The organism is Saccharopolyspora gloriosae, assembly GCF_022828475.1.
Taxonomy (GTDB): Bacteria; Actinomycetota; Actinomycetes; order Mycobacteriales; family Pseudonocardiaceae; genus Saccharopolyspora_C; species Saccharopolyspora_C gloriosae_A.
Genome location: NZ_CP059557.1, coordinates 3,126,153 through 3,138,862, shown reverse-complemented (window position 1 = coordinate 3,138,862; position 12,710 = coordinate 3,126,153). Strand labels below are relative to the sequence as shown.

Annotated in this window: 12 protein-coding genes; 9 read left to right on the top strand and 3 right to left on the bottom strand. The window is 68.3% G+C overall.

Going from position 1 to position 12,710, the window contains the following annotated elements:
- Positions 1 to 49: 49 nt before the first annotated feature.
- The 5 genes from H2Q94_RS13395 to H2Q94_RS13375 all read left to right on the top strand — a co-directional run bounded on the left by H2Q94_RS13395 (position 50) and on the right by H2Q94_RS13375 (position 4,509).
- Positions 50 to 1,516, top strand: a complete 1,467-nt coding sequence (locus tag H2Q94_RS13395; RefSeq protein WP_243795066.1) for a ParB/RepB/Spo0J family partition protein — start codon at positions 50 to 52, stop codon at positions 1,514 to 1,516.
- Positions 1,513 to 2,409: a bifunctional DNA primase/polymerase gene (locus H2Q94_RS13390; protein WP_243795065.1), complete on the top strand. Its 897-nt coding sequence runs from the start codon at positions 1,513 to 1,515 to the stop codon at positions 2,407 to 2,409. Before H2Q94_RS13395 ends, H2Q94_RS13390 begins: the two co-directional genes overlap by 4 nt.
- A gap of 64 nt (positions 2,410 to 2,473) precedes the next feature.
- On the top strand, positions 2,474 to 2,926 hold the full coding sequence (locus H2Q94_RS13385) for a single-stranded DNA-binding protein (RefSeq protein ID WP_243795064.1): 453 nt from the start codon (positions 2,474 to 2,476) through the stop codon (positions 2,924 to 2,926).
- Positions 2,927 to 3,042: 116 nt separating this feature from the next.
- Positions 3,043 to 3,576, top strand: a complete 534-nt coding sequence (locus H2Q94_RS13380) for a hypothetical protein (RefSeq protein WP_243795063.1) — start codon at positions 3,043 to 3,045, stop codon at positions 3,574 to 3,576.
- 519 nt (positions 3,577 to 4,095) lie between these two features.
- The gene (locus tag H2Q94_RS13375; protein ID WP_243795062.1) at positions 4,096 to 4,509 is read left to right on the top strand and encodes a hypothetical protein; all 414 of its coding nucleotides are present in this window, start codon (positions 4,096 to 4,098) and stop codon (positions 4,507 to 4,509) included.
- Here H2Q94_RS13375 and H2Q94_RS13370 read toward each other — a convergent pair.
- The gene (locus H2Q94_RS13370) at positions 4,439 to 4,969 is read right to left on the bottom strand and encodes a hypothetical protein (RefSeq protein WP_243795061.1); all 531 of its coding nucleotides are present in this window, start codon (positions 4,967 to 4,969) and stop codon (positions 4,439 to 4,441) included. The two genes, H2Q94_RS13375 and H2Q94_RS13370, sit on opposite strands and share 71 nt — an antisense overlap.
- Before the next feature lie 891 nt (positions 4,970 to 5,860).
- Between H2Q94_RS13370 and H2Q94_RS13365 the strand changes: the two genes are divergently transcribed.
- The 4 genes from H2Q94_RS13365 to H2Q94_RS13350 all read left to right on the top strand — a co-directional run bounded on the left by H2Q94_RS13365 (position 5,861) and on the right by H2Q94_RS13350 (position 10,167).
- The gene (locus H2Q94_RS13365; RefSeq protein ID WP_243795059.1) at positions 5,861 to 6,739 is read left to right on the top strand and encodes a hypothetical protein; all 879 of its coding nucleotides are present in this window, start codon (positions 5,861 to 5,863) and stop codon (positions 6,737 to 6,739) included.
- A gap of 460 nt (positions 6,740 to 7,199) precedes the next feature.
- Complete coding sequence (locus H2Q94_RS13360) at positions 7,200 to 8,321, top strand: tyrosine-type recombinase/integrase (RefSeq protein ID WP_243795057.1); 1,122 nt, start codon at positions 7,200 to 7,202, stop codon at positions 8,319 to 8,321.
- Positions 8,318 to 8,659: a helix-turn-helix domain-containing protein gene (locus H2Q94_RS13355; protein WP_243795055.1), complete on the top strand. Its 342-nt coding sequence runs from the start codon at positions 8,318 to 8,320 to the stop codon at positions 8,657 to 8,659. The genes H2Q94_RS13360 and H2Q94_RS13355 overlap by 4 nt, the downstream gene beginning before the upstream one ends.
- Complete coding sequence (locus tag H2Q94_RS13350; RefSeq protein WP_243795053.1) at positions 8,656 to 10,167, top strand: hypothetical protein; 1,512 nt, start codon at positions 8,656 to 8,658, stop codon at positions 10,165 to 10,167. The genes H2Q94_RS13355 and H2Q94_RS13350 overlap by 4 nt, the downstream gene beginning before the upstream one ends.
- A gap of 185 nt (positions 10,168 to 10,352) precedes the next feature.
- On the opposite strand, the gene H2Q94_RS13345 is transcribed toward H2Q94_RS13350, so the two are convergent.
- Both H2Q94_RS13345 and H2Q94_RS13340 read right to left on the bottom strand, forming a co-directional pair.
- Positions 10,353 to 12,323, bottom strand: coding sequence for a heavy metal translocating P-type ATPase (locus H2Q94_RS13345; RefSeq protein WP_243795052.1), 1,971 nt, complete (start codon positions 12,321 to 12,323; stop codon positions 10,353 to 10,355).
- Positions 12,320 to 12,703: an ArsR/SmtB family transcription factor gene (locus tag H2Q94_RS13340; RefSeq protein WP_243795049.1), complete on the bottom strand. Its 384-nt coding sequence runs from the start codon at positions 12,701 to 12,703 to the stop codon at positions 12,320 to 12,322. Before H2Q94_RS13340 ends, H2Q94_RS13345 begins: the two co-directional genes overlap by 4 nt.
- Between the last annotated feature and the right edge of the window lie 7 nt (positions 12,704 to 12,710).

Sequence of the window (12,710 nt, the reverse complement as noted above, 5' to 3'; positions counted from 1 at the left end):
CGAGCACCCCGGATGGGGTGCTTTTTTGTTGCCTTGAAAGGAGAGTGACTTGACGATCGCCACGACTGACGAAGATCAGACCGATACCGAAATCATCGCGGACAAAGCCCACGATTCCGAGGTACGGCTCCTGTGGGTGGACCCGAACGAGCTGATCATCGGGATCAACGTCCGCAAGAAGGCGACCCTGCGCCCTGGGTTCGTCGCCGACATCAAGCGCCGTGGGGTCACCGAGCCCGTCACCCTCGTTCCCTGTTCGGATGGAACGCTCGTGGTTCGCAAAGGGCAGCGACGAGTCCTCGCCGCGATCAAGGCCGGACGGACCCGCGTCCCCGCGCTGCTCGTGGGCGATGCTGCCGAGGAACCCGAGCCGAAGGCACAGGTCGCCCGGCTCATCGACCAGCTGGGCGAGAACGAACACCGTGCCGGGATCACCGACGGCGAAGAACTCGCCGCCACCCAGCAGCTGCTCGACCTCGGCCTCTCCGCCCGGCAGATCGCCCGCGAACGGTCGATCCCCCGCACCCGTGTCGAGAGCACCGTCGTCGTCGCCCGCAGCGCCACCGCGCGCAATGCCGTCCTCGACGATGGGCTCGACCTGCTCCACGCCGCCGTCCTCGCCGAGTTCGAGGGTGATGACGAAGCGATGTCCGAGCTGCTGACCACCGCCACCGACCAGCCCCTGCGGCTCGGCCACGTCGCGCAGCGCTGGCGCGATCAACGGGAGGAGGAAGCCGCACTCGCGGCCCGCACCGCCGAACTCACCGAGCAGGGCCTCACCGTCATCGACCGTCCCTACGTCTACCCGGACGGATTGCGGCGACTCAGCGCCCTGCGGCCCACACCGCAGGCCGAGCCCGGCATTCAGATGCGCACCGCGGACCACCTCGACTGCCCCGGACACGCGGTCTTTCTCGACTACTCCAGGTGCACCGGCGAGATCGAGGAGATCGGGGTCTGCACCGATTTCCCCACCCACAGACACGCCGAACGCCTCGCGCCGGAAGGGCAGTCCACCTGCGATAAAGGACCCGCCGGGGAACCGATGTCGGAACAGGACCGCGAAGCCAAGAAGGCTTACCGACGCACCGTCATCGGCAACGGCAAGGCCTGGGACTCGGCCACAACGCTGCGGAAGGACTGGCTGCGCCAGTTCGCCGCCAAGCGCACCGCACCCAAGGACGCGCCGGTCTGGGCGGCGCGGACCTGGGCCAGCGGCGTCCACTGCCTCCGGAAAGCCCTGGAGAGCGGGCATGCCCTCGCCGCCGACCTGCTCGGGATCACCGGCGGCCCCTCCGAGCTCGTGCGCGCGGCCGAGGAAGCAACACCGAGCCGGGCGACCGTGATCACGACCGTGCTGGCCCTGGCCGCCATCGAGACCAGCACCGATCGTCGCCACACCTGGGAGCACCCCGACGACCTCCAACGCGGGTACTTCGCGCAGATCCAGCAGTGGGGCTACGAGCCCTCCGAGGTCGAAGCACTCGTCACCGCCGACGATCAACCGGCCCAGTGAGCGTGCCCGCGAGCGGTGCCGCCGATGCCGACCCGCCCCTGATGCGGGCGGCGTTGGCGGCAGCCGCCGCCGGCCACGCGGTGATCCCGCTGTGGCCGCGATCGAAGCGCCCGGTCCATTCGAAGTGGGAGCACACGGCCACGACCGATCAGGCGGCGATCCGCGAGCACTGGGCCGCCACCCCGTACAACGTCGGAATCGCCTGCGGCCCCTCCCGCCTCCTGGTCGTTGACCTCGACGGCGCAAAAGGCCATTCCCCACCACCGCACTGGGCAGGAGCACGCGATGGAACCGACGTACTCCACCGTGTAGCTGGCGAGGCCGGCGAGCCGTTCCCCGACGACACGTACACCGTGGACACGCCGCATGGCCGACACTTGTACTTCCGCGCACCCCGGTATCCAGAGCTGCGCTCCTCGATCGGGCGGCTCGGATGGCGGATCGACACCCGAGGCGCCGGCGGCTTCGTCGTCGCCCCGGGTTCGGTGCGTCCCGAAGGCCGCTACCGAATACTGCAGAGCGGGCCTATCGCACTGCTCCCCCGATGGCTCCACACCGCTCTCATCCCGGCAACTCCACGGGGGTCCACGGTCGCCTCGATCGAGCCCGGGCGGATGACCCGATACGTCGCCGCCGCTCTCACCGCCGAGTGCCAAGCAGTCGCGGCCGCCGCACCCGGAACGCGGCACACCACCCTGCTGCACGCCGCGATCTCCCTCGGCACCCTCGTCGGCTCGGGCGTCCTGGACGAAGACGACGCCCGCAGCGCCCTGCACAGCGCCGCCTCAGGGCACCACTCCGACTTCCCCCGCAGCGAGATCGACCGCACGGTCGCCGACGGACTCGCCTACGGCGTCCACCGACCACGCCCCCTGCTGCCTCGTAGCGCCTGACCGCAACTCGTCCACTCTCGTTCGAGCAATTTCACGAGAACCATTGAACATTCAGGAGGACATCATGGCCGGTGAAACCGTGATCACTGTCGTGGGCAACCTGACCGCCGATCCCGAGCTGCGCTTCACCGCGTCCGGTACCCCGGTCGCGAACTTCACCGTGGCCTCGACCCCGCGGACCTTCGACCGCGAGTCCGGGCAGTGGACCGACAGTGAGCCGATGTTCTTGCGGTGCAGCATCTGGCGCCAGCCCGCGGAGAACATCTCCGAAACCCTCACCCGCGGCATGCGTGTCGTGGCGCAGGGACGGCTGCGGCAGCGTTCGTTCCAGACCAAGGAAGGCGACAAGCGCACCGTCATCGAACTCGACGTCGACGAGATCGGCCCCAGCCTCCGGTTCGCCATCGCCAAGGTCGCCAAAGCCACCCGCAACACCACCAGCTTCGACAACACCGGCCCAGGTGCCCCCTGGAACGCCAACCCGGACAACGGCCAGGACGACGAAGCACCCTTCTAGCCCGTCAGCCCCGTTCCCCGTCGTCTCGGGGCAGTCGCTCCGAGACGACCGGCCATCGCCACGTTCGTTCCCCAGCCGCGCACCACTCCGGCCACTCTCCCCATCACCAGGAGGTCATGGTGTTGCTTCGCGTCACGATCACTCGCTTCACCGACTGGATCACCAACCCCGACAACGCAGTCGACTGGACCAGCACCCACTACAGGCTCGACGCGTTCCGAGCCCTCGAATTGATCCAGGAGAACACCCGTCAGATCTGGGGCGAGTTCACCCAGTTCGTCGCCGTCGACGAAACCACCGCATTCACCGTAACCATCGACGACATGGCACGGTCGGCCTACGCCACAGCCCTCAACGACCCCACCTGTCAAGCACGGTTCGCCAACTGGCTCACAGACCTCCTCCACGAGCGCCTGTTCCCATGGGACGACGGCGCACCGATGTCCGAACCGCACTACCGGTACTGGGCCGCCGCGGCCTGCCGCCTGCGGGACCTGTTCGACACCGTCGACGACTGGCTCATCCAGCACCTCGATGACTCCTGCCGAGGAGACTTCCGCACCGAGCTGGCCCGCCACGACGTGGCGGTCGCCTCCGGCCTCCTCCAGCCCTGGCACTGCCGCCACACCCCGATCACGACGGCCCACTGACCACCTGACCGAGCCAGGCGCAACCCGTCAACGGTGCTATCTCACTCCGCGCCGGAAGACGAATGCCGATGCCCGTTCTGCGAAACCGACGCCTGGTACCGGCAGTCACCCACGTGCAAGTACTGGCGAGCCGACTGCGAACTGTGCGGCGCAAGCCGGACCTACCACCGGTCGACCCGCAAGTATCTGAGGGAGGGGCCAGTTCCTTGCGACATGTGGCCAGCAGCGGTGGTGCGAGCAAGTGAAGCGCTTCAAGCAGGTCCTCAAAGATCCAGACTTGCTGGACCGAGAACGCGAGCAGCAGCGCCGGCACCTGCTGTGACGGCTCCACGAACTCGATCCTGACCTCACCCGCCGATTCCAAAACTGCCCGGAGAACCTCGTGCTGATCGATTTGGTGAACCTCTCGCAGCGCACCGCGCCAGCACGCCGCCGATGAGGACCGACCCGTACGACTCGCGGCCGGGGCTTCGGCGTGGCCAGGAGCGTTACGTCAGAGGTTCTCGTTACCGTCCTGCTATGCGGTTCCGCCCCACCATCATCATCCTGCGCCTCTGCGGCGCGTCCGGGATCGGCGTGCTGCTGGGGCTCGCCTCCACGGGTCTGCTCAGCGTGACGCTGGGCTGGACACGACTCGATCCTGCCTGGTTGATCGGTACACCGGTACTCGCAGTGATCGGCGCCGTGTTCGGACTCGTCGCCGCGATCCTCACTCGCCTCTGGCTCGCCCCGCACACCGCACGCCGCAAACTGTGGGGTGCGGCCATAGGCGCCGTCGCGGTACCTCTAGCGTGCAGCAACACCTACGGGAACCCGCCTTTCCCATTGGCCGTCGCGGCCGTTCTGCTCAGCGCCGGGGTCATCATCGTGCTGTGGATTCGCGGGTTCCGGTGGGAGACCGCGTTGGTTCGCCAGTACTGGCAAGCTCGCTAGGCTCGGCTGCGCTCACCTCCAGCACAGAGAGCGTGTTCATGTCGGCGGACCCATCGTCATCGCGACTCGACCGAGCCGTCGCGAGAATGCGCCGGGTCTCCTTCACCGAGCCGGTCTCCAGCAGTTCTGACACCTGCTCGACGGTTCGCCCGCCGACGTGGTGAATCCGCAGTGCGGCGCAAGCCTGCCGATCGTGAGACGCCGCCGTCGCCGCCCGCAAGTTCTCCCGCACGGCATCGATCTTCCGCTGGAGGCCGATGATCTTGTCCTCTGCGATGCGACCGGCGGTGGCGATGTCTTCACCGGCTTGCACGAAGTCGGCCAGGGCGTCTTCGACTTCCTCCTCACGGCGCCGTTGCTCGGCGAGCTGGTCGAGGTTGCGGCGGCGCGCGGCTTCCAATCGTTCGCTGATCTTCGTGGAACGGCGCCGCTTCCTTTCGGCGCTGGCGTTCTCGGCCATAGTGGACTCCCCTTCTCCACGGACATTTCCGTGCACTGGTCATGCCAGGCTAAGAACGCTGTCGAGCAAGGTGCCGGCTTCTGCCGCGCGAGCACGGTCAGACTCGCCCGGCGCGGAGGCGGTGCCAGAGCGACACGGTGAGCGTCGCGGATTGGGTGGGCAGGGCGCGCAAGCCCGAAGGCTCACCGCCGAGGCGGCTCGACCAAGAACGCCCCCTGCCCTGCGCCGGACGTGGGAGGGACTCGCCTGACCACGTGCACGGCACCAAGGCAGGCTACCGCCCACGCCGTTCCGTCGAGCACGAGGCAAGCCTGCAAAGCCGGACTCATCCGAGTGCCGAAGGCGTCCGGTTCAGGGATCCGGGCAGGTCATGCTGCCGGGCGGCACCGGCCCTCGTCGCCGTCTCACCTGGGTCTGCTCTCCTTTTTCCCGCTGGAAGGCAGCGGAGGGTAGCCCTCCGCCGGGGCGCGTCAAGTCGCAGGGAAAAACTTTTTGGGTGGGGACCCCTAACCCCACCCAAAAACTTTTTCCCTGGGCGCGACTTGACCCACCCCAGCTCCGGGCAGGCAATGAGCTGCCAGCGGAAAAAAGAAGACCAGGGGCGGGCTACGCCCTCAAAGACACGGCCGAGTTGGCATGCCTTCGGCGGCGAATCACGCTCCCGAGTTCAGCTATAAAACAGCATTTCCCCAGCTCATCGCCACGACAGAACAAAGAAGAAACTGTCTCAAATTTCCCTAATTCGGCTTTTCGGCTGGCTTCAGAACGAGATAACTTGATAGAATTGAACCCGCAAGGATCCGGAAAGACCAAGCCCGGATGACTTTCACAGTAGGGACTCATATCATGCAGATCTCTGGCGTTATTCCTGTTCCACACCTCATCTCTGCGGTGTCGAAGTGTCTGGACAACCGCGATTATCGCGGCGCGGTCGAGCTGTTCGGGTCGCTGCGTCCGTCCGATCGGGAGCTTGCCGCGCTGCTGGAGTGCGCGCGGACGTTGCAGCGCCCGACCAGGTTGGCCCGGCCCAGGTTCGAAGCGCTGGAGAAGCGCGCCGCCGAAGCACAGGACGTGCGAGCCGTCGTCGCCGCATGTGCGCCCGTCGAATGGGACCAGCACCGGCCCGCCCCGGTCATGCAGTCCGCCGAACAGCGCGCACCGCGCTGGACGGACGACAACCGCCACGAGGCACCGCGCGACATCACCACCCGGCGCACGCTTCGCCGCCTGCCCAACCCGGCCAGCGAGGAAGCCGCGCAACGCGCCCACAACCTGCTGGAGGCCTACGCCGCCACCCGGTTGAACGTCGACGACGACGCACCGGCCCGGCCGGTCCAGGCGGATGCGGTGTCGGTCCGGCCGGATTCCCCGACCGTTTATGCGTCCGGTTTGGACTACGACGACGCGGCCAAGCACCCCGCACGCGGTCGGTGCCTGGTCTGCAACGTCGAACCGTCCGAGGTGGACCGCCGCCAGCGCGACGGGCTCTGCGAGGAGTGCCGCGAACGTGGACATCCCGGCCTGGAACCGCTCCCCGCCAATGCTTCGCGCGCTGACCGCATTCGTGCCGTGTGCGCTTACCGCGCCGCACAGGACCCGCACCCGCTTCGCGCGCTGCGCGCCGAGTGGGTGCGGTACTCCCGCGACGAAGACCGCCGAATCGTCGAGGATTGGGTCAGCCGCAACACGCCCACGGCCCCAGTCGTGAAGCTGCCCGCTCCGCGCCGCGCCGCCGACAACGTCCGCGATCGGGCCCGCGTAGCCGCGTAACGCCCTGGTGGGTTGCCCTCCCGAGAGGGCAACCCACCGGTCAGCGGCAAAGCCGCACCGCTGCCCACCCCACACACAGCCCGCCACCACGCCACCACCGAGCCGCCTCACCCTCACCCGGCACCCCTCCGCGCCAGGCCCGCGCCCGCCCGGCCCCCCTTGCCTGCCCGGCTCGCGCCGGCCGCGCCGCTCGCCCACAGCACCTCTTGCACTCGGAGTGCAACCAGGACGTATCGCATCCGATGAGAACTCGCGCCGCCTTGCGAACGGCGCGGAAGCGATGCACTCGAGGCCGCCAAGCTGGGGTGATGATGTGCTCGCGCACGCTCGACCGTAGCGGAACCTACGGGGTCATTGAAGTTCAGCTTGGCTCGCATGGTCGTTGACCAGGACCACCTTACGCAGATCGCGTCTGATGCGACATACTCGCGCTGGATGCGATCTCTGGAAGGCGGGGCCAGTGAGCAAGAACGACGGGTTTCCGGGCTCAGTTGGGCTGCATCTGGCCGATGGTGTGCCGCTGCTGCACCCCGAGGAGCAGGTTTTCGCCGCGATGCTGGAGGGCTGGCGTAACCAGCAGTTGGCGCGCAACCTGGCGCGCTCGACGGTCGAGGCGCAGCAGCGCCAGGTTCGGCGCTTCTTCGAGCACGCCGGGGAATATCCGTGGCACTGGAGCCCGCAGTTGGCCGACGAGTGGTTCACCGATCTGCGCGCGGTGCACCATGTCTCGAAGTCCACCGTGCGCGGCTACCAAGGTGCGCTGCGGACGTTCTGCTCGTTCCTCACCGATCCGGCTTACGGATGGGCCGCGGAGTGTGAGCAGCGGTTCGGCACTCATCCAGTGCAGGTGATCAACGAGGTCAACGCCGCGGCGCATGTCGCCGAGGTCGAAGCCGAGCCCCAGCGGCGGGCCTTCACCCGCGAGGAGTTGCAGGCGCTGTTTGACCACGCCGATGAGGAGATCGCACGCAAACGCGCTGCCGGCCGCAAGGGCTGGCTGGCGGCGTTCCGGGACGTAACGACGTTCAAGACGGCCTACGGGTTCGGGCTGCGCCGCAACGAGACGAGGATGCTCGATGTCGTCGACTTCGGCCGCAATCCGCACGGTCGGGAGTTCGGTGAGTACGGCGTTTGCTACGTCCGGCACGGCAAGGCCAAGAAGGGCTCGCCGCCAAAACGGCGCAGCGTGCTGTGCGTGTGGGAGTGGGTCGCCGAAGTGCTTGAGCAGTGGGTGACCGAGGTGCAGCCGCTGCTCGGGAGAGAGGACAACCCGGCGCTGTGGCCTTCCGAACGCGCCCCGCGGATCGCCAACAAGCAGCTCAACCGGCGGCTGGCCGCCTACCGCGACGAGCTCGGAATGGATCCTGCGCTGGACTTCCACTCACTGCGCCGGGCCTACGTGACGCACCTGATCGAGGACGGATTCGACGCGCGGTTCGTGCAGGAACAGGTCGGCCACGAACACGCCAGCACGACCTCGATCTACACCTGCGTGTCCTCGGACTACCGCACCCGCACACTGCGGCGGGCGCTGGACGCGACGATCGACGAGGCACTGGGGCCAGGAGGAAAAGGAGCATGACGATGCAGAAGCGCGAGGTCAGCTACACGTGGCGGCTGCGGGAGACCATGGCCGAGCATGGCATGTACGCCACAACCGACCTAGTGGAACCGCTGCGCGAGCGCGGTATCCACCTGTCGGTCTCACAGGTGCACCGGCTGGTGACCGGAACTCCCGAACGGTTGTCGTTGAAGGTGCTGTCAGCGCTGTGCGACATCTTCGCCACCGAACCCGGCGAGCTGGTCAGCACCCGCGCGGCCAACATCGGCATCCGCAAGACCGCCACCGACGACGCCCCGGCGCCACCGAACGTCGCTGAGCTACGTCCCAAACGCGCCCGGATCACCCCAGCTGAATGAACCAGGACCACCTGCCCACCAGCGCGGTCTGTGCGCGGTGCGGGCGCCCGGTGTGCAGTGACTACGCCAAAATCAAGGGCGATAACCGGCTTCGTGCCCGGTGGGGCTGGCCGGAAGGACCCGTCTGCGTCGCCTGCTACGAACAGGCGATCAACACCTACGGTCGCTGCGGGGACTGCGCCACCGACCGGCTACTTCCCGGCCGTCGCGCCTCAGACGGCAGCCCGATCTGCACCGACTGTGCCGGCGGTCTTGGTGACTTCATCTGCCGTCGCTGCGGCCAGGAAGGACCTGGCTACCGCACCGACGCTTGCACCCGATGCGTGCTCGCGGACCGGCTGACCGAACTACTCGACGACGGCAGCGGCGCAGTGCGCCCCGAGCTGGAACCGCTGTTTCACCTGATTCACGCCATGAGCTGGCCCGCCAGTCGACTGACCTGGCTGCGCCGCGAAGCCCCAGTCTCGGTGTTGTCCGCTCTGGCCCGCAGCGAGGTCCCGCTCACCCACGAGGGCTTGAGCAGGCTCCACCCGTGGAGATCGGTCATCTACGTGCGCGACCTGCTCATCGACTGCGGTGTTCTCCCACCCGTCGACCGATTCCTGCTGCTGTTCGAGCAATGGCTGCCCGACTGGCTGGCGACGATCAACGACCCTGCGCACCGCAAGCTGCTGGAGCGGTTCGCCACCTGGCACGTGCTGCGCCGACTACGCCAAACCGCCCGCGAGCAGCCCATCAACTCCTACCGAGCCAACAACGCCCGTCGTCTGCTCCGGGTCGCCGTGTTGTTCCTTGACGACCTCGCCGCGCACGGACGACGACTTGATGAGTGCACCCAAACCGACATCGACCGCTGGTTCACCGCGGAAAACCGGGATTCCAAGTGCTCCCGCGAGTTCCTGCAGTGGGCGCTCCGGCGACACGAACTTCCCCGCCTGCATCTGCCCACTTCGCCGAGCTCGATCGCCGCACGATTGAGCCAGCGCCACCGTCTTGATCAGGTCCGCCGGGTGCTCACCGACGAGACCATCCCTGACGCCGATCGCGTGCTCGCCCTGCTGATCCTGCTCTACGCCCAACCACTGATCCGGATCGCACAGCTGACCACCGACGACATCATCCGCGACGACGACCAGGTGCTACTGCGGCTCGGCGACCCACCCACGCCGGTTCCACCGCCGTTCGCCGAGGTGCTGACCCGCTACCTCGACAACCGGCTGAACCTCACCACCGCCGGCGGCGCGACCAACCCGTTCCTGTTCCCCGGTCGCCGCCCAGGACAGCCCCTGCACACCACCTCGCTGCGCCTTCGGCTGCGCAACCTCGGCCTACCCAGCCGCGATGGCCGTACCACCACGATCCGCCAGCTTGTCCTCCAAGCACCCGCCCCCGTTGTCGCCGGAATGCTCGGCTACCACCCCAACACCACCGAGCAACTTGCCGCCGAAGCTGGATCCACCTGGAAGACCTACGCCGCCGGTGATCACGCCCGCCTCGGAAACAGCTAATCGTCAACGGGCCGATCAGGGTGCCCAACTGGCAGCCAACGCAGCTGTTCGAAACCCGCTGGGAACGCCACGCTACGGGGTGGCCCAGATTTTCACCGTCAGGTCCCCGAGGGCCAAGAGCGCGGCTGTGGTGGTGAGTATGGCCCGGCGTCGGGCCACACTCACCACCGGCGCTTCAGTCCTGGTCACGCTGATGCCCCCACCGGCGCGGGCCGGGCCGTACGGTGGCCACCCGGGAGCGTCGGCAGCGGCTTGGCCCGGCCGGCGCGGACTCCGTTGGCGATGACGACGACCTCGGCGACCTCGTGCACCAGCACCACCGCTGCCAGCCCGAGCACGCCGAACAGTGCAAGCGGCATCAGCACCGTGATGATCGCCAGCGACAGTCCGACGTTTTGCAGCATGATCCGCCGGGCGCGGCGTGCGTGGTCGAGGGTGTGCGGGAGGTGCCGCAGGTCTTCGCCCATGAGCGCGACGTCGGCGGTTTCGATGGCCACGTCGGTGCCCATGGCGCCCATTGCAATGCCCAGGTCGGCGGTGGCCAGGGCGGGGGCGTCGTTGACGCCATCGCCGACCATCGCCATAGACCGCTGGCCGCTGAGCTCGCTGATGATGCGGGCCTTGTCCTCCGGGCGCAGTTCGGCGTGCACGGAGTCGATGCCCGCCTGGGCGGCCAGAGCGGTGGCGGTGGCGTGGTTGTCGCCGGTGAGCATGGCGACGTGGTAGCCGCCTTGGTGCAGCCGGGTGATGACCTCAGCTGCTTCGGGACGGAGTTCGTCGCGCACGGCGATCGCACCGATCACGTGGCCGTCGTCTTCGACGAGCACTGCGGTGGATCCGGCGTGCTGCATACGTTGCACGTCGGCGGCCAGCGGGCCGGGCTCCAGCCAGCCGGGTCGGCCCAGTCGCGCGGTGCGTCCGTCGACCTGGCCGGTTAGCCCCGCACCGGTGACCGCCTCGACGTCGGTCGCCGCCGCGATCGACTCACCGTCGACCGCGGCGAGGATGGCGCGGGCGAGGGGGTGTTCGCTGCGGGCCTCCAGCGCGGCGGCCACTCCGAGCACGCGCTCGCGTGGGGTTCCGTCGGTGGTGGCGACGTCGACCACGGTGGGCTGGTTGCGGGTCAGCGTGCCGGTCTTGTCCAGCGCCACCCCGCGCATGCGTCCCAGGGCTTCCAGCGCGGCGCCGCCCTTGACGAGCACGCCGAGCTTGCTGGCGGCACCGATGGCCGCGACGACGGTGACGGGGATGGAGATCGCCAGCGCGCACGGCGAGGCGGCGACGAGCACGACCAGGGCGCGTTCGATCCAGGTCAGCGGGTCGCCGAACAGGCTGCCGAGGCCGGCGATGAGCGCGGCGGCGATCATCACGCCGGGCACCAGGGGTTTGGCGATGCGGTCGGCGAGGCGCTGGCTGGAGCCCTTGCGGGACTGCTCGGCCTCCACGATCCGCACGATCCGGGCCAGGGAGTTGTCCTCGGCGGTCGTGGTGACCTCGACTTCCAGGACGCCGGTGCCGTTGATCGACCCGGCGAACACCTCACTGCCGGGACCGGCTTCCACGGGCACGGATTCGCCGGTGATCGCCGAGACGTCCAGCGCGGTACGGCCGGTGCGGATCACGCCGTCGGTGGCCATGCGCTCGCCGGGCTTGACCACCATCCGGTCCCCGACCCGCAGTTCGGCCGGGGGCACCACGACCTCGGTGCCGTCGCGCAGCACGGTGGCCTCATCCGGCACCAGCGACAGCAGGGCACGTAGCCCGCGGCGGGTGCGGGCCAGGGAGTATTCCTCCAGGCCCTCGCTGATGGAGTACAGGAAGGCCAGCATGGCGGCCTCGCCGACCTCACCCAGGATCACCGCGCCGACCGCGGCGATCGTCATCAGCGTGCCGACACCGATCTTGCCCTTGACCAGCCGCTTGAGCGTGGAGGGCACGAACGTGTAAGCACCGGCGAGCAACGCCAGCGCCTTGAGCGCGAGCGCCAGCATCGGCTCCGCCCCCGCCCACTCCGCGGCGTATCCGGCGATCAGCAGTACGCCCGCGATCGCGGCGAAGCGTAGTTCGGTGACCTCCCAGAGTCGTTCCGGCTCGCGCTCCTCGGCGTCCTCGCCGGTGCGGGGTTCGTCGCTGCCGCAGCCGCAGGCGTCGCTCATCGCACGATCTCCTCGGTGGTGTCGGTTCCGTAGTTCGGGCACAGCGCCACCGCGTTGCCGGTCGCGGCCAGCAGCACTTCCGCCGAGGCCAGCAGGTCCATCAACTCCGGTCGGGCCAGGCTGTAGAACACCTGGCGGCCTTCCGGGCGCCCCACGACCAGGCCGCAGTCACGCAGGCACGCCACGTGCGCCGACACCGTCGACTGCGCCAGCCCCAGCTCACTGATCAGGTCAGCGACTCGGGCTTCCCCGTCGGCCAGGCGCTGCACGATCGCCAGCCGCGTGGCGTCCGAGAGGCTGTGGAACAACGCCACCGCCGGATCCAGGCTCACGCCCGGCGGGCTCGACGCCAGGCAGCCCTCCATGCTATTCATCGCCATAAGGCGA

Excerpts from the sequence above, each read along its gene's own strand:
- H2Q94_RS13385 (WP_243795064.1), top strand. The coding sequence starts at position 2,474 with ATGGCCGGTGAAACCGTGATCACTGTCGTGGGCAACCTGACCGCCGAT.
- H2Q94_RS13380 (WP_243795063.1), top strand. The coding sequence starts at position 3,043 with ATGGTGTTGCTTCGCGTCACGATCACTCGCTTCACCGACTGGATCACC.
- H2Q94_RS13375 (WP_243795062.1), top strand. The coding sequence starts at position 4,096 with ATGCGGTTCCGCCCCACCATCATCATCCTGCGCCTCTGCGGCGCGTCC.
- H2Q94_RS13370 (WP_243795061.1), bottom strand. The coding sequence starts at position 4,969 with ATGGCCGAGAACGCCAGCGCCGAAAGGAAGCGGCGCCGTTCCACGAAG.
- H2Q94_RS13355 (WP_243795055.1), top strand. The coding sequence starts at position 8,318 with ATGACGATGCAGAAGCGCGAGGTCAGCTACACGTGGCGGCTGCGGGAG.
- H2Q94_RS13350 (WP_243795053.1), top strand. The coding sequence starts at position 8,656 with ATGAACCAGGACCACCTGCCCACCAGCGCGGTCTGTGCGCGGTGCGGG.
- H2Q94_RS13345 (WP_243795052.1), bottom strand. The coding sequence starts at position 12,323 with ATGAGCGACGCCTGCGGCTGCGGCAGCGACGAACCCCGCACCGGCGAG.
- H2Q94_RS13340 (WP_243795049.1), bottom strand. The coding sequence starts at position 12,703 with ATGGCGATGAATAGCATGGAGGGCTGCCTGGCGTCGAGCCCGCCGGGC.